General features: G+C 56.1%; 20 protein-coding genes. 9 read left to right on the plus strand and 11 right to left on the minus strand.

The window, feature by feature from the left end; translation table 11 throughout:
* The first annotated feature begins 87 nt into the window (after window positions 1-87).
* The 3 genes from DSD30_RS00965 to DSD30_RS00975 all read left to right on the plus strand — a co-directional run bounded on the left by DSD30_RS00965 (window position 88) and on the right by DSD30_RS00975 (window position 3,429).
* Window positions 88-855 carry a DUF4198 domain-containing protein gene (locus tag DSD30_RS00965; protein WP_114008551.1) on the plus strand — a complete coding sequence of 256 codons (768 nt, stop codon included), beginning with the start codon at window positions 88-90 and terminating at the stop codon, window positions 853-855.
* 162 nt (window positions 856-1,017) lie between these two features.
* Window positions 1,018-1,614, plus strand: a complete 597-nt coding sequence (locus DSD30_RS00970; RefSeq protein ID WP_114008552.1) for a cobalamin biosynthesis protein CbiL — start codon at window positions 1,018-1,020, stop codon at window positions 1,612-1,614.
* A gap of 231 nt (window positions 1,615-1,845) precedes the next feature.
* Window positions 1,846-3,429: a putative bifunctional diguanylate cyclase/phosphodiesterase gene (locus DSD30_RS00975; RefSeq protein ID WP_114007737.1), complete on the plus strand. Its 1,584-nt coding sequence runs from the start codon at window positions 1,846-1,848 to the stop codon at window positions 3,427-3,429.
* Window positions 3,430-3,681: 252 nt separating this feature from the next.
* Here the strand turns inward: DSD30_RS00975 and DSD30_RS00980 are convergent, their stop codons facing one another.
* The 7 genes from DSD30_RS00980 to DSD30_RS01010 form a co-directional block, all read right to left on the minus strand.
* Complete coding sequence (locus DSD30_RS00980; RefSeq protein WP_114007738.1) at window positions 3,682-5,166, minus strand: mannitol dehydrogenase family protein; 1,485 nt, start codon at window positions 5,164-5,166, stop codon at window positions 3,682-3,684.
* Entirely contained in the window at window positions 5,154-5,927 is a 774-nt protein-coding gene (locus tag DSD30_RS00985) for an L-iditol 2-dehydrogenase (RefSeq protein WP_114007739.1), read from the minus strand. The genes DSD30_RS00980 and DSD30_RS00985 overlap by 13 nt, the downstream gene beginning before the upstream one ends.
* A complete protein-coding gene (locus tag DSD30_RS00990) occupies window positions 5,924-6,934 on the minus strand; it encodes an ABC transporter ATP-binding protein (RefSeq protein ID WP_114007740.1) in 1,011 nt (336 codons plus the stop codon). The genes DSD30_RS00985 and DSD30_RS00990 overlap by 4 nt, the downstream gene beginning before the upstream one ends.
* A gap of 9 nt (window positions 6,935-6,943) precedes the next feature.
* Complete coding sequence (locus DSD30_RS00995) at window positions 6,944-7,780, minus strand: carbohydrate ABC transporter permease (protein WP_114007741.1); 837 nt, start codon at window positions 7,778-7,780, stop codon at window positions 6,944-6,946.
* An 11-nt stretch (window positions 7,781-7,791) separates the two neighbouring features.
* The gene (locus DSD30_RS01000) at window positions 7,792-8,730 is read right to left on the minus strand and encodes a carbohydrate ABC transporter permease (RefSeq protein ID WP_114007742.1); all 939 of its coding nucleotides are present in this window, start codon (window positions 8,728-8,730) and stop codon (window positions 7,792-7,794) included.
* Between the two features lie 170 nt (window positions 8,731-8,900).
* The gene (locus DSD30_RS01005; RefSeq protein ID WP_114007743.1) at window positions 8,901-10,190 is read right to left on the minus strand and encodes an ABC transporter substrate-binding protein; all 1,290 of its coding nucleotides are present in this window, start codon (window positions 10,188-10,190) and stop codon (window positions 8,901-8,903) included.
* Window positions 10,191-10,289: 99 nt separating this feature from the next.
* On the minus strand, window positions 10,290-11,324 hold the full coding sequence (locus tag DSD30_RS01010; RefSeq protein WP_114007744.1) for a LacI family DNA-binding transcriptional regulator: 1,035 nt from the start codon (window positions 11,322-11,324) through the stop codon (window positions 10,290-10,292).
* Between the two features lie 396 nt (window positions 11,325-11,720).
* Here DSD30_RS01010 and msrB point away from each other — a divergent pair, with 396 nt between their 5' ends.
* The 3 genes from msrB to DSD30_RS01025 all read left to right on the plus strand — a co-directional run bounded on the left by msrB (window position 11,721) and on the right by DSD30_RS01025 (window position 15,722).
* A complete protein-coding gene (gene msrB / locus DSD30_RS01015) occupies window positions 11,721-12,221 on the plus strand; it encodes a peptide-methionine (R)-S-oxide reductase MsrB (protein ID WP_425359447.1) in 501 nt (166 codons plus the stop codon).
* A gap of 182 nt (window positions 12,222-12,403) precedes the next feature.
* Window positions 12,404-13,012 (plus strand): DUF938 domain-containing protein, encoded by a 609-nt coding sequence (locus tag DSD30_RS01020; protein WP_114007746.1) that lies wholly within the window; start codon window positions 12,404-12,406, stop codon window positions 13,010-13,012.
* A gap of 883 nt (window positions 13,013-13,895) precedes the next feature.
* Window positions 13,896-15,722, plus strand: coding sequence for a phosphoenolpyruvate carboxykinase (GTP) (locus tag DSD30_RS01025; RefSeq protein ID WP_114007747.1), 1,827 nt, complete (start codon window positions 13,896-13,898; stop codon window positions 15,720-15,722).
* Window positions 15,723-15,813: 91 nt separating this feature from the next.
* On the opposite strand, the gene DSD30_RS01030 is transcribed toward DSD30_RS01025, so the two are convergent.
* Window positions 15,814-16,725, minus strand: a complete 912-nt coding sequence (locus DSD30_RS01030) for a PhzF family phenazine biosynthesis protein (protein WP_114007748.1) — start codon at window positions 16,723-16,725, stop codon at window positions 15,814-15,816.
* Window positions 16,726-17,152: 427 nt separating this feature from the next.
* Here DSD30_RS01030 and DSD30_RS01035 point away from each other — a divergent pair, with 427 nt between their 5' ends.
* Genes DSD30_RS01035 through DSD30_RS01045 form a run of 3 tightly spaced genes read left to right on the plus strand, consistent with a single transcriptional unit; the run spans window position 17,153 to window position 19,553 of the window.
* Window positions 17,153-17,992, plus strand: a complete 840-nt coding sequence (locus DSD30_RS01035) for an ABC transporter substrate-binding protein (protein ID WP_114007749.1) — start codon at window positions 17,153-17,155, stop codon at window positions 17,990-17,992.
* Complete coding sequence (locus DSD30_RS01040; RefSeq protein WP_114007750.1) at window positions 17,992-18,822, plus strand: amino acid ABC transporter permease; 831 nt, start codon at window positions 17,992-17,994, stop codon at window positions 18,820-18,822. The genes DSD30_RS01035 and DSD30_RS01040 overlap by 1 nt, the downstream gene beginning before the upstream one ends.
* Window positions 18,819-19,553: an amino acid ABC transporter ATP-binding protein gene (locus DSD30_RS01045; protein WP_114007751.1), complete on the plus strand. Its 735-nt coding sequence runs from the start codon at window positions 18,819-18,821 to the stop codon at window positions 19,551-19,553. The genes DSD30_RS01040 and DSD30_RS01045 overlap by 4 nt, the downstream gene beginning before the upstream one ends.
* A 121-nt stretch (window positions 19,554-19,674) precedes the next feature.
* On the opposite strand, the gene DSD30_RS01050 is transcribed toward DSD30_RS01045, so the two are convergent.
* The 3 genes from DSD30_RS01050 to DSD30_RS21705 all read right to left on the minus strand — a co-directional run bounded on the left by DSD30_RS01050 (window position 19,675) and on the right by DSD30_RS21705 (window position 23,014).
* Window positions 19,675-21,129 carry an FGGY-family carbohydrate kinase gene (locus tag DSD30_RS01050; protein WP_114007752.1) on the minus strand — a complete coding sequence of 485 codons (1,455 nt, stop codon included), beginning with the start codon at window positions 21,127-21,129 and terminating at the stop codon, window positions 19,675-19,677.
* A 165-nt stretch (window positions 21,130-21,294) separates the two neighbouring features.
* Window positions 21,295-22,074, minus strand: coding sequence for an SDR family oxidoreductase (locus DSD30_RS01055; RefSeq protein WP_114007753.1), 780 nt, complete (start codon window positions 22,072-22,074; stop codon window positions 21,295-21,297).
* Window positions 22,061-23,014, minus strand: coding sequence for an electron transfer flavoprotein subunit alpha/FixB family protein (locus DSD30_RS21705; RefSeq protein ID WP_198662765.1), 954 nt, complete (start codon window positions 23,012-23,014; stop codon window positions 22,061-22,063). The genes DSD30_RS01055 and DSD30_RS21705 overlap by 14 nt, the downstream gene beginning before the upstream one ends.

The raw sequence follows: 23,014 nt of genomic DNA on the forward strand, positions 1-23,014 counted from the left end.
ACTACGTATTGTGCAGAAAGGGTCCGTATGATTTATCTGCCGATAATTCATACCCACTTTCCTCCTCCCACAAAGGATCCTCTCTGCATGACCTCTTCTGCCCGCGCCCTCACGTTGGCTTTGCTCCTTGCTCCTGTTGCTTTCCCGGCATCCGCTCATTTTCAGGAAATCATTCCATCGGCAGACATTTTGGCCGATGGCGGTACAGTGGATGTGAGCCTCGTCTTCACCCATCCCTTCGAAGGCGGCCCGGTGATGACCATGGCCAAGCCGACTGCGGTGGGCATTTTGAAAGACGGGGAGAAGCGCGATCTGAGCGGCAAGCTTGTGGAAAAACCAGTCGGCAAAGCAATGACTTACAGCTTTACCCACGAGTTGGCAGAGCCCGGGGCCTCGATCTTTTATATCGAGCCTGCCCCTTATTGGGAGCCCGCGGAAGGCAAATATATCATCCATTACTCGAAGGTCGTCGTCGACAGCTACGCCTCGGGTGATGGCTGGGATGCGAGCGTTGGCTTCCCTGTCGAGATCGTGCCCCTGAGCAATCCGACCGGCCTTTGGACCGGCAATCTGTTCACCGGCATTGTTACCAAGGGCGGTGAACCGGTACCCTTTGCCGAAATCGAGGTGGAAGTGATCAATGATCAGGGCATCAAGGCACCGAATGATGCCTATATCACGCAGGTAATCAAGGCCGATGCCAATGGCACCTTCTCCTATGCCATGCCGTTTGCCGGCTGGTGGGGCTTTGCCGCGCTGATCGATGGCGACAAGCCGATGACGTCTCCAGACGGCAAGAGCGTACCGGTCGAGCTTGGCGCCCTGATCTGGGTGAATGCCAAATCCGCACAATGATCCGGGCTTTCCGATAAACCAGCCAGCGGCTTCCGGCTTCGGCCGGGGGCGGCTATGCGCCATTGGTGCTTCTTGTCTGTCCGCCTTCACCATTGTAAAAGCGCGCAGTCATAGAGGTGATCCAGCCACCGACCAACCGATCAAACCGGGATGATCCTTTTGATGTTCCGCCCTTCAATCCTGCCACTTGTCCGCCTGATCTGCCTGCTGTTGATGTGCCTTGGCGCGTCCGCTCCCGCCATTGCCCATAGCCTTAAACTGTTCGCGACTGTCGAGGGCGACGTGGTGCGCGGCTATGGCTTTTTTGTTGGCGGAGGTCGCCCTCAAAATGTGCGCTGGTTGGCCAGAATGGAGGGCAAGATTGTTGCCGAGGGCAAGACCGATGATCAGGGCGCTTTCCGCTTCCCTGTGCCTCACACCGTCACGGCTCCCTTGACGGTCACGATCAATAGCGGTGACGGCCATGTTTCCTCTCGCGCCTTGAAGGCGGAACGGTTTGGAGCCGAGGGAGTACCCTCCCATGTGCCACAATCCTCCCTTCATCCAGCACCACAAGAAACGGCTGCGTCGGGCACCGGGAACGGCCTCACGGAAGCGCAGATCCGCACAGCGGTCGCACGGGAGATCACCCCTTTGCTCGAACGCATCGAAGAGATGGATGCAAGGGTGCGACTTGCCGATATCATTGCAGGCATCTGTTTGATTTTCGGTCTCGCAGGCCTCACCCTGTGGGTCAAGGCAAAGCGATCGGTTGATTAACACACTGTGCGAGAGCCCCTTCTTCTGGCACCCAGCCAGAGCGTGAGATGTGGCTCCAGATCGCCGTCAGATCGCAGCAAGGCAACGGCGGTTTTGGCCACGGAGCTTTAATTGTTTTCGCCTTGTTAACCAACAAGAAAGCCCGCCCGCCACATCTACGCAGTTTAACACAAAAGGAACCTATGCTCCTTATCCTTGGGTGGAGATACATCCAGCGGACAAAGAAAAATCATGTGGCGGAAACTGCTCTCATCCAAACATCTCGAGCCTGCACTGGTCTCCCTCCTCGCCGTTATGGTGTGGATCTATGGAGAACAACATGATGCCTTTGAATCGCTTGTGACCCTCATGGAAACCCATGAAGGATGGGAGCTGGATGAACTGTTTCTGGCAGCCGTGGTTTTTGGTTTGGCCGGCGCCTTCAATTATTACCGCTATCTTTATAAACAGTCCGAGGAAGGCAAGCGCCGTGCCCGCGCCGAGAGCGATCTTGACTGGTTGTCTCGCCATGACAGCCTGACCGGTCTTCCCAACCGCCATTATCTCAAAAGCTTTATCGACAAGACCGATCGTGGGATTGGCAGGAAGAAAAAACAAAGCGAAGCCAAATCCTATGGCCTGATCGCCCTTGACCTGGATGGGTTCAAGAAAATAAACGATCTGACAGGCCATGCAGGCGGCGACCGCCTGCTCAAGCAAGTGGCAGAACGCATCACCTCGAATGAGGCGATCAAACTGGCCTTCCGTTTGGGCGGTGATGAATTTCTCGCAGTTGTCAATCTTGCTGAAACGCCAGATCTTGAGGCCGTCGCCGAGAATCTGAGAAACAGCATTCTCAAACCCATTGTCATTGACGGCATCACCAACCATATTGGCGTGTCGGTCGGTTTGGCCAAATATCCGCAAGACAGCCGCGACCTTACCGGTGCGATCAACAATGCTGACATCGCCATGTATCACGCCAAGCGGTCGGGCAAGAATTGCGTTGCCACGTTTGAACCAGAGATGCTGGAATTGAAACTTCAGCGTTCACAATTCGAGCAGGATTTGCTGGCAGCCATGGCCCGCAACGAGATCAAGCCGCATTATCAGCCGCTGTTTGACCTGAAAGCCGGCGAATTGCGCGGGTTTGAAGCCTTGGCTCGCTGGACCCGCAATGGGCACGGTCCGGTTTCGCCTGAAAAGTTCATTGCGCTTGCCGAAGATATGGGTGTGATCACCGAATTGTCGGACCAATTGCTGTTGCAGGCTTGTAAGGATGCCAAGACATGGCCCGCGGATCTGACCTTGTCCTTCAACCTGTCTCTGCTGCAGCTGTCAGACCGTCTGGTCGGTCTGCGCATCCTGTCGGTTTTGGGGGAGGCCGGACTTCCGCCGCATCGTCTGGAAGTGGAAATCACGGAATCCTCGCTGGTCAACGATATGGAGACCGCAAGCTTCGTGCTTAAGAGCCTGCACAATGCCGGTGTCCGGATTGCCCTTGATGATTTTGGCACAGGCTATTCGAACCTGTTGCAGCTCTCCAATCTTTACTTCGATCGCATCAAGATTGACCGCAGCTTCATCGCCAGCGTCAATACCGACGAAAAGCAGATGCGGATCGTCAAGACCATCCTATCGCTGGGAGAAGGCCTTGGTCTGCACACCACCGCTGAAGGCATCGAGGAAATGGAACAGATGTCGATCCTGAAGGATCTGGGTTGTGATTATGGACAGGGCTTTCATCTGGGCAAGCCAGTTGATGCCGCGCAGACAACCGATTTTATCGTCGCTCATTTCGAGAAAAAGGCATCAAAGCTTCGGGTCAGCGCCTGAGCGCAGATTTATCAAAGCGTTTCAGCCACCATCGTACGACAGATACCAAATAGAGCAGTCGCCCGCGCGATTGCTCTTTTTCGTTCAATGGCTGGTGAAGTTATGGCCCGCGTTTTTGTGGCCTGTGAGACGTCTCGTCGCCCCGTCACGCCGGTCACTGGCGGCAACAAACCGCACGCCTGCCGCAAAACAAAAAGACCTCTCTGAAACAGAGAGGCCCAGTTTGCTTGATCAACAGGGGTCGTCTTGACCTCAGGCGGTCCCACCACCATAGGCATCCAACGTTTCTTTTATGCCTTTGTCTTCCAGCATGCTCACCCATTTGACAAAACTGTCCTTGAATGGGGTGTTTTTGGCAATGTCGCCATAATATTGCTGCTGTTCGATCCAGAGAACCGGGTTCTTTTCGGCTTCTCTGGCCACTGCTTGCAGAGCGTCCCAATTCGGATCATTGGGCTCTATGATGCTGCCATCGTCTCGTTTGGCGAGGCAGTAACGCAGCCACAAGGCACTCATCAGAGCCAATCCGTCGGTTGGCTGTCCATTCTGAAGGGCGGAATGGATCGACGGAATGATGAAGCCCGGCTGACGGCTGGAGCCGTCAAAGGCCACGCGTTTGGTGGTGTCCACGATCTCCGGATTGGAGAAGCGCGTCACGATCAGGTCGAGATAGCTTGCCGGATCCATGCCGGGAACCGGCTTGACATTGGCAAGAACCTCTTCTTGCATCGCCTTTTTGAAGAAGCGATGGATGGAAGGATGTTCCATGCAGCCCGAAATGGTGATGATGCTGAGCAGATCGCCCGGCATGGAGATCATCTGATGACCGCCATTCAGGATGCGCAGTTTCATCACCTCGAAATCATGCACGGCGTTGGAGAAGGTTGCTCCGGCCTTGTCATAATCCGGACGGCCTGCACAGAAGTCATCCTCGATCACCCACTGGCGGAAATTCTCATGGGTCACAGGCGCGGCATCCTTGATGCCGAAGGACTGTGCCATGGCCATTTCTTTTGGACCGGTGGCGGGCACGATGCAATCCACCATCGAGTTGGGGAAGCTGCAATTGGCATCGATCCACGCGGCGAGATCCGGGTCTGACATGCGGGCAAGGGACACGATTGTGCGGCGCAGAATGGCCCCGTTGCCCTGCAGATTGTCACAGCATTGACCGGTGAAGGGCCCTGCCCCGGAAGCTCGGCGCAGTTTCAAAGCCGCGATGATGGCCCCAAAGGCGGTTTTCGGTGTGGCCGGATTCTCCGCATCATGGACAATGTCCGGGTGATTGCAGTCAAACTCGCCGGTGGCCGGATCGAAATAGTAGCCCCCTTCGGTCACGGTCAAGGACACAATGCGGATATCAGGCTCCGCCATCCGGGCGATCAGAGCGGCATTGTCCGGCTCGACGGGAATAAAGTCGATCATCGCGCCGGTGATTTCAGCTGACTTGCCCGAAGGGTCAAGCTCAACGAGGGTGGTCAGGCAATCCTGCGCCAGCAACCGCTCGCGCTGGGCGGCATCGGCCGGGCGCACGCCTGCGCCAATGATCGCCCAGTCATGGGCCAGCCCCTGCTCCATCAGCCGGTGTAAATACCAGGCCTGATGGGCGCGATGGAAGTTGCCAAGACCGATATGGACAATCCCCGGCGTCAGCTTCGAGCGATCATAGCTGGGAACCGCAACGCCGTTTGGCACTTGCTCAAGCGTATCGTTGCTAAGGGAAACTAGCTCATCCATTGTCCACCATCCACATTATAGGTTTGCGAGACAATGTAATCGGCGTCATCGCTCGCCAGGAAAATAGCCATGCCCGTCAGATCCTCTGCGGTGCCCATACGCCCATATGGCACGCTCAATCCGACTTCGCGTTTTTTCTGACCCGGTTCCTTATTCTCGTATTTGGCAAAGAAGGCATCGACACCATCCCAATGCTCGCCATCGACGACACCGGGAGATATGGCATTGACGTTGATGCCGTGCTGGATGAGATTGAGACCGGCCGACTGGGTCAGGGAAATGATGGCCGCCTTGGTTGCGCAATAGACGGCAACCAAAGCTTCGCCGCGGCGTCCCGCCTGGCTGGCCATATTGATGATCTTGCCCTTGATGCCCTTGTCGATCATGTGGCGGGCGACGGCCTGCAGCGTGAACAGTGTGCCGCTGACATTGATGTCAAAAACCCGTTGGAAGTCGTCCCGGTCGATTTCGACGATCGGGGCGGCGGTGAATATTGCGGCATTGTTGATCAGGATATCGATCTGGCCGAAGGCATCGATGGCCTGGGCAACGCCCGCATCGATGCTTTCCTGACTGGTGACATCCATTTTGATGGCAATCGCATTGTCGCCCAGTTCGGCGGCGGAGCGCTGCGCTCTTTCCAGGTCAATGTCCGCGATGGCGACCTTTGCGCCTTCGCGAATATAGGCCTCGGCAAAGCTGCGACCGATGCCGCGCGCTGCACCCGTAATTAACGCATTTTTGCCTGCAAGACGTTTCATTGGACCCGCATCCCTTCTTTATCGAACTTGTGAATCTGGCCTGCTTCAGGCGTCAGATAGACTTTGTCACCATTGTTGATTTCCATATCACCGCCCATGCGAACGGTCATGGGGTCACAGCCGGGCACGTCATGCACGTGGATGAAGGTGTCCGAGCCGAGATGTTCTGCCACACCGACCGTGCCTTTCCAGCAGCCTTCGCTCGGTTCAGACGCAACACGAATATGCTCAGGACGAACGCCGATCGTATGGGCTCCCATCTTGGCTGCCACCTCGCCTTCGAGAAAGTTCATCTTTGGCGATCCGATGAAGCCGGCAACGAACTTGTTGCGTGGGGTGCGATAAAGCTCAAGCGGTGAGCCGACCTGCTCGATGACACCGGCCTGCAACACGACGATCTTGTCTGCCATGGTCATGGCTTCAACCTGATCGTGGGTCACATAAATCATCGTGGTGCCCAGACGATTGTGCATCTCGCTGATCTCAAGGCGCATGCCAACACGCAGAGCGGCATCGAGGTTGGAGAGTGGCTCGTCGAACAGGAAGGCGGTCGGGTCGCGCACGATGGCTCGACCGATGGCGACACGCTGCCGCTGGCCACCGGACAACTGGCCCGGCTTGCGATCGAGATAGTCGGTCAGGTTGAGCGCCTTGGCAGCCGCCTCGATACGCTTTTCCTGCTCGGCTTCACTCATGCCGGACATACGCAACGGAAAGGCGATATTCTTGCGCACGGTCATGTGCGGATAGAGGGCATATGTCTGGAACACCATCGCCAGACCGCGCTTGGAAGGGGGGATCTCGGTGACATCCTCCCCATCGATCAGCACCCGGCCGGCCGTGACATCCTCCAGACCGGCAATCAGGCGCAGAAGGGTCGACTTGCCACAGCCCGATGGGCCGACAAAGACCGTGAATTCCCCATCTTCGATGGTCAGGTTGAGTTCTGGAATGACCGCGAGATCGCCGAACTTCTTGGTCACGTTTTCAAGTTTAATACGTCCCATGATCTTTTCCTACTTCACAGCGCCAAAGGTCAAACCCTGGACCAATTGTTTCTGACAGAACCAGCCGAGCACGATGATCGGACCCACGGCTGCCGCGGATACCGCCGACAGGCGACCGAAGAACAAGCCTTCGGGGGCACGGTTGCCTTCAATGAGTTTGGACAGGGTGGCCGCGTCCGTCGTCGTCAGGCGGACGGTCCAATAAGCTTCGTTCCAGCAAAAGATGAAACAGAGAAGGGCCGTTGAAGCGATGCCCCCCCATGCAAGTGGCACAAGGATTTCCTTGATTTCGCCCCATGTATCAACACCGTCCATCTTGCCCGCTTCGATGATCTCTTTGGGGATCTCCTTGAAATAGGTGAAGAGCATCCAGACCACAATTGGCAGGTTGATCAGACTGAGCACGATGATCAGCAGGAAGTGTGTATCGAAAATCCCGAGGAAGTTTTTCGTCAGGAAGGTCATCGGATAGAGCACGGCAGCCGCTGGCAGCATCTTGGTCGAGAGCATCCACATCAAGACATCCTTGGTGTGGCGGCTCGGATTGAATGCCATTGCATAGGCTGCGGGAATCCCCACCGTGAGGGTGAAGAGGGTCGCAAAGACAGAGGTGATGACCGAGTTGGCGGCAAAGCGCCAATAGTCGTAATTCTCGGTCATGTTGGTGTAGTTTTCGAGCGTTGGCGTGAAGTAGAACAGATATTCAGGCTTCACAGCGTCGGCGTCGGTCTTGAAGCTGGTCAGGACCATCCAGAAGATCGGAAAGAAGAAGGTCAGTCCCACGCCCCAAGCCAGCAGCATGCGGCTTGAGCGTCCCAGTGTCGAGGATTGTGCAACAATAGCCATTGATCCGCTCCTCATTCCATCAGAGTTTTGCCAACCATGCGCAGAAGGAAAATCGCGACAATGTTGGCGAGAATGACCGCAAAGATGCCCGTAGCGCTGGCAGCGCCAATGTTGTTGTTGGCAAATTCACCGATCAGATAGGGAAGATTTTTGTTCCCGTTGCCGCGACTGACAATCTCGATCTCGGCATAGAGGGACAGGTGGAAAATGGCCTGAATCATCACCACGATGGCAATCGGTCGACCCAGATGCGGCAGGGTCAGGAACCGGAATTGCGACCATGGACCAGCACCATCCAGAACTGCAGCTTCCTTCTGCTGCTGGTCTTCAGACTGCAAGGAGGTCATGAAGATCAGGACGGCAAAGGGCGTCCACTGCCAGGTCACCATGATGATCACGGCATAGGCGGAGGTTTGCGTTGCGCGGAAGGAAATCGGCTCCAATGTCGGCCATAGCGAGAAGAACCAGCCAACGATGGGCGCATCCTTCAAACTCATGATCACGCCATTGATGCCTTCGATGGCGATCCCCTGCAAACCCAGCACAGGATCCAAAATCATGTTGATCCAGAGCACTGCATTCACGGCAGGCATGACGAAGAATGGCGAAATCAAAAGCACGCGAACGATGCCGCGGCCCGGAAAGGCATTGTTGATCAGGATCGCGATCAGGACACCCAGAATCACCGTCAGAAACAGGATGCTGCCAACGATGAACAGGCTGTTCTGAATGGCGAACAGGAAGTCTTTCGAATGCAGCACGAAATCATAGTTGCCAAAGCCGCGCCAGTTGTCGATTGAAGGCGAGGTCCATTCGGGGCGACGCAGATTGTTCAGAACATAACGAATGAACGAGAAGAACAGCGTCATGCTCAAAGGCACCAACATCCAGACAAGCAACAGCAATACGGCCGGCGTCTGAAGAAGGCGTGGTAGTTTTCGATTATTCATATCGGTAACGCTCCTGCGACCTGTTTCAGTCACCGTCCACGTTGCGGTATACTTGTGGGGTGTCAAGCTCTCGTCCCATGACGAGACGTGGCCAACGGGGCCAATCACCTACCCGATTTGGGTAGAGGCCCGGCATAGAGCCGAGCCTCTTGTCTGGGAGTTGGGAGAGCTTACTCGAAGTAGCCAGCTTCTTTCATGATCGCTTCAGCAGCTTCCTGCGAAGCTTCAAGGGCTTCTTCGACAGATTTTGCGCCGGACAAAGCAGCAGCCATTTCCTGAGCCACAGCGGAGCCAACTTCCGGGAATTCCGGAATAGCAGCGAACTGAACACCGACATATGGCTTCAGATCGGTTGCTTCTGGTGCAGCCGTTTCGATGGCTTTCAGCTCAGCTGCTGCAAATTTGGCAGCTTTCTGGAATTCTGGCTGAGCATAAGTCGACTTGCGGGTGCCGGTTGGAACAGATCCCCAGCCGAAGTCCGGATGGCTGGCAACAGCCTGGATGTAATCCTTGGAGGTTGCCCATTCGATAAAGGCTTTTGCTTCTTCGCTCTGTGGGGTGCCGGCAGGAACCGCCATTGCCCAAGCCCAGAGCCAGTTGGCGCCAACCGGGTTGCCGGCATTTGGAGCCTGAGCATAGTCAACACCATCGACCTTCAGGAAGGACGCTGCAATCGTGGCGTCAATCCACATGCCGCATTTGCCTTCATTGTAAAGGGCGAGGATTTCGTTGAAGGAGTTGCCTTCGGAGCCTGGAGGGCCATAGGTGCCGAGCAGATCAACATAGAAGCTGATGGCTTTTTTCCACTCTTCGGTGTTGATGGTCGGACGGAAATCCTTGTCGAACCATGCGCCGCCGAAAGAGTTGATCATGGCGGTCAGGAACGCCATGTTGTCACCCCAACCCGGCTTGCCGCGCAAGCAGACGCCATAGACACCCTTGTCCGGATTGTGGATCGCAGCAGCAGCCTTCTTGATGTTCTCCCAGCTGTCGTTGTCCTTGATGGTCACGCCAGCAGCATCGGTCAGATCCTTGCGATACATGACCATCGAAGACTCGCCATAGAAAGGCGCAGCATAGAGCTGACCTTCATGGGACAGGCCGTTGCGAATGGCAGGCAGCATGTCGTCGACATCGTAGTCTGCCCCAAATTTCAGAGGCTCGATCCACCCAGCGGCACCCCAGACAGGGGTTTCCTGCATACCAATATTGATCACGTCATACTGACCGCCACCGGTGGCGGTATCAGATGCGACCTGCTCACGCAGGACACCCTCTTCGAGGGAGACCCAGTTGAGTTTTACGCCGGTTTTCTCGGTGTAAGCTTCTGCAACTTTCTGCATGTTGATCATGTGACCGTTGTTCACAATCGCGATGGTCAAGGTGGTATCAGCCGCCATTGCACCAGTTGCAAGCATGGTCAGGGCCGTGGTCAGGCCCAGGACGTTTTTGTAAAGCATCTATTCTTCCTCCCTAGATTGCTTTTCGTCTGGGGGAAATGAAAACACATCCATATCGCGCGGTCAACTATTTTTTTACGCGCGTAAATTTTATAGAGATTACGCCGATTTGCGCATGATCAGTTTGCCTTCAAAAAAGATATCTGGCCGCTCGGTCGGAACCTGCTCCTCCTTCACAGCATCGAGCAGCGCCTCAACTGCGCGCTTGGAAATCGACTCATAATCCTGAGCGATCGTCGTCAAGGGCGGGTAGGTGAAGCGCGAGAAGGGATGATCATCCTGCCCGGCAACACGAATGTCCACATCGGGACCAATGCCCACTTTGAGACCCTTTTCATGGCAGGCGGCCAGGAAGCCAATGGCCAGGCGATCGTTGGAACAGAGCACGGTTCGGGACTTGAACGCCTTGTCGGCAAAGGCCTTCATACCACCCGCATAGCCGATATCTTCCAGCCGCCAGCCCTCACCATCAATCTGGACGATCTCCGGCGCCAGACGATGATATTCCATCGCCGAGACATAGCCCTGACGGCGTTTTCGCGCGTTCGGGTTTGGTGGCGTTTTCATTTCCAACAAGGCCGGAGGTTCGCCGGTTCGATGCAGATACTCAACCATCAGCGCGGTGAACTGGGTATTGTCTGAGCCAACAAAAGAAAGACCCAAATCTCTGATATTACTATCAAAAAGAACAGTAGGCACATCCTTGCAGAAGGCTGCAACCGCGCTTTGATCAGACAGCCGTCCAAGGGGCGCAAGCAACACGCCTGTCGGCTTCATGGAGCGCAAATTGTCGAAGATTTCACATTCCTGCTCCGCAGTGCCGTTCGAGCTGAACATCGAGGGCGAATAGCCTTCGGCCACACATTTGGCGGCCAGCATACGGGCAATTTCGCCGAAGAAGGGGTCCGTCAAATAGGGTACGACAATGCCAATTGTCTTGGTCAGACGGCGGTTCTGATTAATGGCATAAATGTTCGGTCGATAATCGAAGCGCTCCAGAGCTTCTTCAATCTTCTTGCGCGTTGAGGGCCGCACACTGTCCGGATTGTTGAAGAATTTGGAGACCGTCGGGCGGGACAAACCACTCGCCTCGGCGAATTGTTCCATGTTGCGGATTTTCGGTGTTCTGATCATGGTGCCTTCGTCGTGTTGGTAACCTATGCAGGTAACCATATTTTTTTTACGCGCGCAATTTTTAAAATTCACAAATTTTCGTTCAAACTTTCTAGAAATGCGCAAATTCGCTGATAGCAAGACAAGTTTGCGTTAAGATTGAGATATTTCCATCTAGTAATTCGCATGAGTGTCAAGCGGACCATCGGTGAGGATCCGTTCGAGCGGGCCTGATGCGCGTCACATATCCTTGCACTTGATAGGGAGATTGGCGGCTCCCTCAGCCTTGCGGGTCTATCGGTGTTGTCATCAATGTGATTGGCGGTTGATTGCCGGGATCCCTATCTTTGGAACAGTGGCCGTTTCCTCCATGACAAGTCTGGGAGACGGCAACACTCGAAATCAACAAAGGAGATCATCATGAAGAGACGGACCTTTCTTCTGTCCGGTGCGGCAGCCCTATTAGGCGCAGGCGCGTCAGGTCTGTTGATAAGAAGTCAGTCTCACGCGACTGAAGCCGGCAGCTTTCCCCTGACCTTGAGCGACGCGGAGTGGCGCAAGCGCCTGTCTGATGAGCAATATCGCGTGTTGCGTGATCACGGCACTGAGCGCGCCTTTACCAGTCCACTCAACGACGAGAAACGCACTGGCCTGTTCCATTGCGCCGGCTGCGATCAGGCGCTCTATTCCTCCAAGACCAAATATGACAGTGGCACCGGCTGGCCGAGTTTTTACGAAGCCCTGCCCGATGCAGTCGGCACCAGCGTCGACAAAAGCTTTTTTATGACCCGGACAGAGGTCCATTGCAGCAATTGCGGCGGCCATCTGGGGCATATCTTTGACGATGGACCCCAGCCGACAGGCAAACGCCATTGCATCAACGGGGTCGCCATGACCTTTACACCGGAAAGTGCCTGATCCGGGTCCGAGACATCTTTCACCCAGCAGCCTCTCCATCTTTGCTGCTTCAAAACAGGCGGCTTTCGGGCCGCCTGTTGCTGTCTGCGGCGAATCGTCAGCCATTTGTCTTTGCAACGATATCAAGGCATGTTAGGCGGTAAGATAAGGCGGGAAACGCCACGAATGGAGGGGGACTTATAATGACCGATCAAGATCAAAAGCTGACAAGCCCGTCGGCCCTGCGCAACCGCGAGCCGATCCTGCAGGTTTTGCGGGACCACCTGCCCGCATCTGGCACTGTACTGGAAATTGCCAGCGGATCCGGGGAGCATGTGGTGCATTTTGCCAGCCATTTGCCCGACTTGATCTGGCAACCCTCGGACCCCTCCCCCGAGGCCCGGTCTTCCATCTCAGCCCGCATTGCAGAAGAAAAACTCGAGACCATCCTGCCACCACTTGATCTGGACGCATCGACTGATACCTGGCCTCTGGACAAAGCAGACGCCATTCTGGCCATCAATATGGTGCATATCAGTCCATGGGCTGCAACCGAAGGCTTGCTGGCAGGAGCCGGGCTGTTGCTCAGCTCCGGTGCTCCACTGGTCCTCTACGGCCCCTATCGGCAGCAAGGCGTGTCGTTCGTGGAAAGCAATGTGGCATTTGATGCGAGCCTGAAGGCCCGCAATCCCCTTTGGGGCATTCGGCAACTGGACGACGTCATTGCCTGCGCCAAGGCCAACGACCTTGCGCTTGATGCCGTGATCGAGATGCCCGCCAACAATCTGAGCGTGATTTTTCGCCGTGCGTGAGCCCCACCACACACAGCTCTCTATATATAATAAAGTGTGCGCCGTCATTGGGCCCCCGATCCGGTGCCGATATCATGGCATTTTAACACGTTTCAAACGGGCTTCATGGGCGGTCTGCGTCAGGCCCCTATATTATAATGTCTATGGCGCTGAGCTGCATCGGAGGCTCTTCGGTCCGAAGGTGTATTTTGTGCCCTGCAACAGCCCTTCAAACGCCCTTTCCGGCGTCGGCAAGATCGTCCTGCCATCTCTTCACCTCCTCGCGGTCTCTGGACAGGGGTGACAAAGGCCAATCATCTCGTCTTTCAAGCGTGAAAAAGTCGCCCTGATCCGGTTTGATCTGTTCCGCCAGTTGGCGATCCGATCGCCCTTGGTGCAATTTGGTTCAATCGACGCCAACACGACGAAAGGATGCAGGCAAAGCCGGTCGGTCGCACCTACGCATTAATCCACATATAATTGCCCGGACGCTATAACACTCTGACTTGTCGCGATGTTTGCGCTGCCATCCGATCCGGGCAAAGTGGATTGCCGAGGCAAGACTCACACTGCGTGAATGGAAGCGAATTCACGAAAATATGGACAAAATGACGCAGTTCAATCGTTACAAACAGCGCTTCCATAGCAGTTTTTGCACAATTTGATATGCGGCTAAGGTATAACAGGCATGATTGACGCTTACGGAGGCTGAATCTGCGTTTTATAGGGTTCATACGCTTGTCGTGGGGGGTGAAGAAGAGTAGTTTTCGATCAGTTTCTGAGCAGGATGAGATACATCAAGGGGAGGTTATCTCTAACATGCTAGAAGCGGGGTAACGTCCTCTTCCCCGCTGTTTCAATGGGGCAGCGGAGTGGTCCACAATCAACGACATCGAGGTAATTCATGAGCAATACCAAGAACGCAAAGCTGCTTGCTTGGGTCGACGAAATGGCTGCGCTTTGCAAGCCGGATCAGGTTCACTGGTGTGATGGTTCTGACGAAGAATATGATCGTTTGTGTCAGAAACTGGTTGACGCCGGCGTCTTTACCAGATTGAACCCAGAGAAGCGCCCGAACAGCTATCTTGCTCGCTCCCACCCGAGTGACGTAGCGCGTGTTGAAGAACGTACCTTCATTTGCTCCGAGAAAGAAATCGACGCAGGCCCAACCAACAACTGGATGGACCCCAATGAGATGCGCCCGATCCTGAAAGACCGTTTCGACGGTTGCATGAAGGGCCGCACCATGTATGTCATTCCATTCTCCATGGGTCCACTTGGCTCCCCAATCGCTGAGATTGGCGTACAGGTCACCGACTCCGAATATGTGGTGGTCAACCAGAAAATCATGACCCGTATGGGTCAGCCGGTACTCGACGTTCTTGGCGAAGACAACTTCATCCCTTGCGTCCATTCCGTTGGCGCTCCGCTCGAGCCAGGCCAGGAAGATGTGCCATGGCCTTGTGAAGGCGAAATCAAGAACAAATATATCGTTCACTACCCAGAAACCCGCGAAATCTGGTCTTATGGCTCCGGTTATGGCGGCAACGCTCTGCTCGGCAAGAAATGTCTTGCTCTGCGTATCGCTTCCACCATGGCGCGTGACGAAGGCTGGCTCGCTGAGCATATGCTGATCCTTGGCCTGGAAAGCCCAGAAGGCAAAAAAGACTATCTGGCAGCTGCTTTCCCATCTGCCTGCGGCAAGACCAACCTCGCCATGCTGACGCCTCCAGAAGAAATGAACGACTGGAAAGTCTCCACCGTTGGTGACGATATTGCATGGATCAAGCCTGCTGCTGATGGCACCCTGCGTGCAATCAACCCAGAACGCGGCTTCTTCGGCGTGGCTCCGGGTACCTCCTACGATTCCAACCCAATGGCGATGAAGAGCCTGGAACCAGGCAATGCCATCTATACCAACGTTGTTTTGACCGATGACGGCGACGTATGGTGGGAAGGCATGGACGGCGAGCCACCTGCACATGGCATCGACTGGAAAGGCAACGACTGGACCCCAGAGTCCGGCGAAAAAGGCGCTCATCCAAACAGCCGCTTCTGCGTCCCTGCTGATCAGTGCCCAATCATCGACCCTGCTTGGGAAGATCCGAATGGCGTGCCAATCTCTGCATTCCTGTTCGGCGGCCGTCTGGCCAAGACCTTCCCACTGGTCTATGAATCCTTCGATTGGAACCATGGCGTCTTCTGTGCTGCCACCATCGGCTCTGAAGCCACCGCTGCCGCCATCGGCGTGTCCGGTATCCGTCGCGACCCATTCGCCATGTTGCCATTCATGGCCTACCACATGGGCGACTACTGGAACCACTGGATCGAAATGGGCAAACGCGGCGATCTGAAACTGCCAAAAATCTTCCGGACCAACTGGTTCCGCAAAGACGAAAACGGCAAGTTCATCTGGCCTGGCTTCGGCGACAATATGCGCGTCCTGAAATGGGTTATTGATCGTGTCGAAGGCAAAGTGGATGCCGTCGAAAGCCCATTCGGTTACATGCCAACCTATGACGATCTGGAATGGGCTGGTCTGGACTTCTCCAAAGAGCAGTATGCTTCCATCACCGACGTTGAAAAAGCCGGTGGCCTGGAAGAAGCAGCTGAGCTGAAAGAATACTTCAAGAAGTATGGCGACCGTTTGCCAGTGGCAATCTCGGAAGAACTGGCCAAGTTCGAAGCCCGCTTCGAAGCAGCTCCGGATGTCTGGAAACTGCCTTCCTAATCCCTAACCGGATTGGACTGAATTCATGCTGCCTCTTCCCCACCGGGGGAGAGGCTTTTTTTGTTGCGCGGTACCGTGCCATGGATGCGCGTCAGATGGTCACCGTGAGAGACCGCATTACCTTACCTTGGCCACCAGCCATCAGACTGGTGATTTTGCCGCCCTTGGTCTCCAGTTCGACATGAATAAGGCTGGGCGATGCCGGTGTCATGAACGTGCCTTGCTCGATATCGTAAATCTCTTTGGCATTCGGGCCGAAATCATGCAGCAGGCAGGCCAGAGGCCCGGCAGCCATCCCGGTGGCGGCTTCTTCCTCGATCGCATAACGTGGAGCGAACATTCGCGCCGTGGCGTCGCGCTTGGTCGCGCTCTGGTCGGTGGTAAAAATATAGTAGCCGATCAGATCCAGCCGCTCGCTGATATCGGAAATCGCCGCGAAGTCAGGCTTCAGGCTCGCAAGCTGTTTTCCGCTTTTGACCGCAAGGACAATGAAGCTGTTGCCCGTGTTGACCAGCACCGAGGGGAAAGTCGGGTCCAGCGCGCCTTCCTCAAGGCCCAGAGAAGCGAGGACAGCCTCAAGGCTCACGCCAGCCTCTTTCCAGTCCGTCGGCTTTTGATATTTCGGTGCAAGCTGCTCCATATAGGCGGCCCCTGCCTTCATGCGGATGCGGCGCGGTCCATCAATCGTTTCTTTCGAGGTCTCGGGATTGCCGATGCGGTTCAGGGCATCAAGATGAGAAAAGGCTGCGATGGTCGCGTGCCCACAATGGGCGATGCGGCGGTTTGGCGTGAAGAAGTCGAACTTGAACCCTTCGCTCGCAGATTGCGACACAAAGGCGGTCTCTGACAGACCGACACTGGCGGCGATGGCCAGCATATCGGGCTCGGTCAGGTCGTCAGCATCAAGAACAACGCCAGCCGGGTTGCCGCCTTTGTCGCCATCAACAAATCCATGGACGATTTCAACCGCGATATCGCGGGGATTGGTTGCGGTATTGGTCATTGAAAAGCTCCTTGTCAGTAAGATTGCTTTCAGATTAATTGGCTCTCTGCCGCCTCGATATGCGTATGGTCCGTGCCGAAGAAAAGGATTGAAGGGTCAAGCTCACGCAAAGGTGTGGCGACGTGATCGAGGGGCGATGGCCCCGGTGCGTCCCTGCTTGCACCAAGATTGCAAAGCCATTGATGAAAGCGCAGCTTGTTCATATCTTTGCTTCGCACCACGGCCAAACGGCGTACCGGTTACTTATCAAGTCAAAAGCTGGATTCGAGGCTGGACAGAAGCAGGAAAATTGGGTCATCTAGCGGCTGAAACTTGTCCCCCGGACGTCACCATGCCTTGCTTGCAGACAAGACAGTGCGGACCGGGCCAGAAAGCCCTTCCGACAGTCATTTCGGGCTTGCCTCACCAACGAATGAAGGACGTTTTCATGACCTTGCCCTTGCACTCCACCGCTCTAGTTCCTGCGCTGGCGCTCACCTTTGCGGTGGCCAGCCTGCCAGCCTTGGCCGCCAATGAGTGCGCCAGCGGCAAAACCCTCGTCGACGGCAAGCTCACCATTGCGACCGGCAACCCGGCCTATTTCCCCTGGGTGATTGATAACGCGCCGGAAAGCGGCAAGGGCTTTGAGCCAGCGGTCGCTTATGCGGTGGCGGACAAAATGGGCTTCGCGCGGGAAGATGTGGTCTGGGTGCGCACCAGTTTTGATGAATCGATCCAACCGGGACCGAAAGATTTCGACGTCAACATGCAGCAATATTCAATCACTGCCGACCGCGACAAAACCGTCGATTTCTCCGCCCCCTATTACACTTCGGCCATGGCGGTGCTGACCACCAAGCCGGTGGTCGAGAAAGGCGCAAAGCCAACCCTTGAATCGCTGAAAAAGCTGCAATGGGGCGCCCATGCGACAACCACCGCCGTGCCGATGCTGGCACAGCTGGTTGGACCGGAAAGCGACCCGCTGCTTTATAATGACAATGCGGATGTGACCGCAGCCATTCAGGCCGGTCAGATCGACGCGGCTCTGTTCGATTTGCCGACCGCGCTGTATCTCTCCGCCGTTGTGGTCAATGACGGATTGTTGCTTGGGCAGTTTCCGGCAGACCGCAGCACCAACCCCGATCAGTTCGGCATGCTGATGGAAGAAGGCAACCCGCTGAAGGCCTGCCTTGATGATGCCATCAAGGCACTGACCGAGGATGGCACTCTGGCCAATCTGGAAGCCACCTGGCTGGCTGAAACCACGGGCGTGCCGGTCATCAAATAATGGCAGATACCGTTTCGGGACTGACCCGCCGACAGGCGTTTGAACGTAAGCTCAGACGCCGCTCGTTGCTTCTTGCGGCTTTGTCGACCTTCGCCGTGCTGGCCGCGATCATTCTGCTCGTCCCGTTGACGCCGGGATGGGAGCGGGTCAAGCAGAGCTTTTTCAATTGGGATGTGGTGGTACGCAGCTTTCCCAAGCTGCTGGACGCCTTCATGCTGGACGTGGCGATCTTTGCCTGGTCGGTGCCCTTGATTGCCATGCTGGGGCTGGCCATTGCGCTGGCGCGCGATGTGCGCGATCCGGTTCTGTATCCGCTCAGGATGTTTGCCGCGCTTTATACGGACATCTTTCGCGGCGTGCCGGTGGTGCTGGTGGTCTATCTGATCGGCTTTGGCATTCCCGGGCTTGGCCTGACCCGTCCGTTCAACTCGCCCTATATCTGGGGCACGGTGGCTCTGGTGTTGACTTATGCTGCCTATGTAGCCGAGATTTTCCGATCCGGCATTGAAAGCATCCACCAGTCCCAGCGCAGCGCTGCCCTATCCCTTGGCCTGTCAAAGGCCGATGTGATGCGCGATGTGGTGTTGCCGCAAGCCATCCGACGGGTGATCCCGGCGCAGATGAATATCTTGATCGCGCTGCAAAAGGATGTGGCTTTGCTGTCCTTCATCGGACCGGTGGAGATTTTCCGGCAGGCGGGGGTCTTTAAGTCGCTGCTGGCCAACTTCACGCCTTATGTGGTGGCCGCCGCCATTTTCCTGGTTGTCACAATCCCGGCTACACGACTGGCCGATCATCTGATTGCCAAGCAAAATCGGGCACGCTCATGAAATTGCGACTGAACAATCTGCATAAATCCTTCGGCCCGGCCAAGGTGCTCAATGGCATCTCGCTGGAGGTGGATGAAGGCGAGATGGTCTGCCTGATCGGCGCTTCCGGCTCGGGCAAGTCGACCTTGCTGCGCTGTATCAATCTGCTTGAACCGGTCGATGATGGCGAAATCTGGCTGGAGGGCGAGGAGATCGGCGATCCGGCCCTTGACCCGCAGCCCATTCGCCAGCGGATCGGCATTGTCTTCCAGTCGTTCAATCTCTTCCCGCATATGACCGCGGAAGAGAATGTGATGCTGGCCCCAAGGCGGGTGTTCAAGGCTTCCCGCGACGCCTTTCGGCCCGAGATCGAAACGCTGTTTGACCGCTTTGGGCTCAAAGACCGGATGGGGCACTATCCGGATCAGCTGTCCGGCGGTCAGCAGCAAAGGGTGGCGATTGTCCGGGCGCTGGCGATGCATCCGGAAATCATGCTGTTTGACGAGATCACCTCGGCGCTCGATCCGGAACTGGTCGGCGAAGTGCTCGAAGTGCTCAAATCCCTCAAGCAGGACGGCATGACAATGATCCTTGCCACCCATGAAATGGCCTTCGCACGGGATGTGGCCGACCGGGTCTGCTTCCTTGAAAAGGGGCGCATTCTGGAGCAAGGCACGCCGGAAGAGATATTCTCCCATCCGAAAGAAGAGCGCACGCGCGATTTTCTGGCCCGTGTCTTGCGCGCAAGTTAAGCGCCAACCGCTGCCCATTTAAATCCCCGCCCTCCTGTCGGATGGCGGGGGTCTTGTTTCTTGGCTCGCGCCCGTCAATGGCGATCAGGATCCACAAGAGGGGATAGATCCTCGGTCAAGTTTACTCCTCCTCGCCATGAAAAATGGCGTGTGAGCGCTTGAGCAAGCCATCGGTCTCGGCTGCCAGATGTTGATAGACCTCCTGATTGATCCTCTGGTAGAGCGCCACATTGCTTGGCACCGGTTCAAAGGTATCTTTGCGGCGGACCATCTTGTCTATGGCTTCCTGTCGGTCGGCATAGATGCCCAGCGCCAAAGCGGTGCAGATGGCCGCGCCCATGCTGGCCGATCCATTGACCTCGTTGCGAAAGGCGGGGACACCAAACACATCGGCAAAGATCTGCATGAAGAGATCGCCGTTCGAGCCGCCACCACTGACAATAATCCGGGTGGGGGCAACGCCGCGTTCGTCGCACATGGCCTGAACATTGTTCTTCATGGTCAGCGCAATGCCTTCGAGCACCGAGCGGAACATATGCGGGCCTTTGTGATTGCCGTTAAAGCCGATCATCACGCCGCGCTCATGCAAGTGACTGGGCCGGGCAAGCCAATGCAACAGGGTGTAAAGGCCATCGCAGCCGGGGGAGACCTCTTCGGCTGCCCGCTTGTTGAGATAGGCTTCCGGGCTCAGCCCTTGCGCTTCGGCCTCAGAGACAATGTCGCCGCCGAGCAGATCCTTGATCCAGGTAACCGTCGACATGCCCCGGCGGATGCCGGCGCTTTCATAGAGAAATTCGCCGGGCACCGCGCCGGGATTGGCAAAGAAACTGGCCGCATCCTGACGGTTTTCATCGCCCACCATCATCGAGGTGATGTAGGTGCCGAGCGAAATCAACACGGTGCCATCATTGACGAGGCCTGCGCCCAAGCCTTCAACGGCCTTGTCATTGGCGGTGGCAACGACCGGCAGACCTTGCGGCAGCCCCAAGACGTCTGAAGCAAAGCCATTGACATGGCCAAGGATGGTGGCCGGGTCAACGAGATCAAACAGCATGTCGCGCGGGGTGGTGTAGCTGTCGAATGTCTCCTGATCTTCGAACCAGTCAAGGGTGATCGGATCAATTGGCCATGGCCCGACATAATTGCTGCGCGTGTCTCTGGTCTCTCCGGTCAGACGATGGGTGAGATAGCCGGTGGTGGTGGTCACATATTTCACCGTGTCGTCTTCGTGCTGATAGGGGCGAGAGAGACGCAAATCCATCCAGCTCTGCACCGGCGAGGCCAGCGACCCATCGGCGCGGATCAGAGTGCGGCAGCAGCGGATCGAACCAAGACCGACGCCTGCAATGGCCCCCTTGTCGCCATCGAACTTGGCGAACAGGGCCTGACAGGCCTCGATCAGGCTGTCCCAAAGATCGTCATCGGGATGCTCGGCACGCTCGTTGCCATAAAGATGGATCGGCTGCAGCTTGACCGTGTGGGAGCAGAGTTCATGGCCGGTCAGATCGAAGATCGCCACTTTGGTGCTTTGCGTGCCACCATCAATGGACAGGATGTATTGTTTGTCTTTTTGCATCATTGTGTCTCCACCCAAAGAGAAAGGACAGACCTCGCCCGCGTCTGGGCGCTATTCGGGGATGGACGAGGTCTGTCAGCGGGCCACCCTGCTTGCAGCCACCATGCAGTCGCCTGCCAGCAGGGGGCGATCCGACCGGACAAGAGCCCTTCCGGTCGGACATCATCATCGCATCAAATAGCCACCATCGACGGTCAGCACCGTGCCATTGACATAGTTCGAGGCCGGACTGGCCAGAAAGACAGTCGCACCCATCAAGTCAGTGGTCCAGCCCCAACGGTTGGCCGGAATATGGGAGAGAATTTCTGCATTGCGCTTTTCATCCTTGCGGGTCATTTCAGTCAGCGGCGTTGCATAATAGCCCGGAGCGATGGCATTGACCTGAATGTTGAACTGGGCCAGTTCATCGCACATGGCCTTGGTCAGGCCGACAATGCCATGCTTGGTCGAGGCATAAGCCGGAGACCATTGCCCGCCCAAAAAGGAAAAGAGCGAGGCGATGTTGATGATCTTGCCGCTTTTTTGCGCGATCATGTGGATGCAGGCTTCGTGGATCATTTCAAAGGCGGCGGTCAGGTTGACCGAGACCATCTTGTCCCACTGGGTGCGGCAAAATTTGGTGACGTCTTTTTCGTTGATCGAAATGCCCGCGCAATTGATCAGAATATCGACGCTGCCCCATTGCTCCATGCAGGCGTCGACGACACGCTTGCATTCGCCTTCCTTGGTGATGTCGGCTTCGATGAAGCGATATTCCACTCCGCATGCCTCGACGAGAGAACGGGTGGTGCCATCATCTTCCATCAGGCTGGGCACCATGATGTTGGCGCCCGCCTTGGCCAAGGCGGTCGAGAAGGCCTGTCCGAGACCACCATTGCCGCCGGTGACAATGGCATTCTTGCCCTTGCAAGAGAAGAAATCCATATTGAAGTCAGACGGTTCCATTGCTTTGCTCCTCCTTGATCTTATTGAGCAACTTGTCGACGAATGTGAGTGCATCGCCTTTGACGACGATGTCGGAAAGGCTGCAAATTGGTGCATCCACATTGGTATTCACTGAGATGATATGCTCGGCATCCGCAAGCCCCAGCACATGCTGGATGGCACCGTTGATGCCAAGCGCCAAATAGAGACGAGGGCTTACCCTTTTGCCCGACTGGCCGACCTGTTGGCTGCGATCAGCAAAGCCCGCATCAACCATTGCACGGCTGGCAGAAACCGCACCGCCCAACGCAACGGCCAGCGGCTGAAGGGCAGCAAAATCACGCGCAACGCCGCGGCCACCGGAAATCAGGATATCACTGTCAAGGATGTCGGGCCGATCGATCTCTTGCCGGGCAATCCGTCGAATATCGCTGGCAGCAAGGTTCGGAAGCTGGGGGCGAAGGATTGCGGTTGGGCGCTCCGCTTGGTCAATGGGCACAAACCGGCGCGGCTGGATGGTCAGGACCAACGGGCGTGCTGGATCGGCTTCAAAGCGGCCAATCGCTTGACCATCATGGGTTGGGCGCTCGATGATTGCCTTGCCCTGCTCGTTGCCAATGGCCGAGACAGAGGTGACGATTGCAGCCTCGATCCTGACCGCGAGACGCGGGGCGCAGTCACGACCCAACAGATCATCTGCCATCAGAATGGCGTCATAGGCGTGGGTCTGGTGCAAAGCCGCCATCACCCCGCACATTTGTCGTGCATCCGATCCATCGATGTGGTGATCACGCAGGTCGAGGATCGCATCGACTTTGCCCTTGAGGGCATCGCAGGTGCCGTGGATCAGCAGGACATGCAGCTGACGGCCTGCATCGGGGAACAGCGCATCGGCTGCAGCGAGCAGCTCCTGTTGTTCCCGATCCCGTTCCGGGTCCATATGGATGAGTATCCGGCGCAT

Origin of the sequence: Cohaesibacter intestini (assembly GCF_003324485.1) — a bacterium.
Lineage (GTDB): Bacteria > Pseudomonadota > Alphaproteobacteria > Rhizobiales > Cohaesibacteraceae > Cohaesibacter > Cohaesibacter intestini.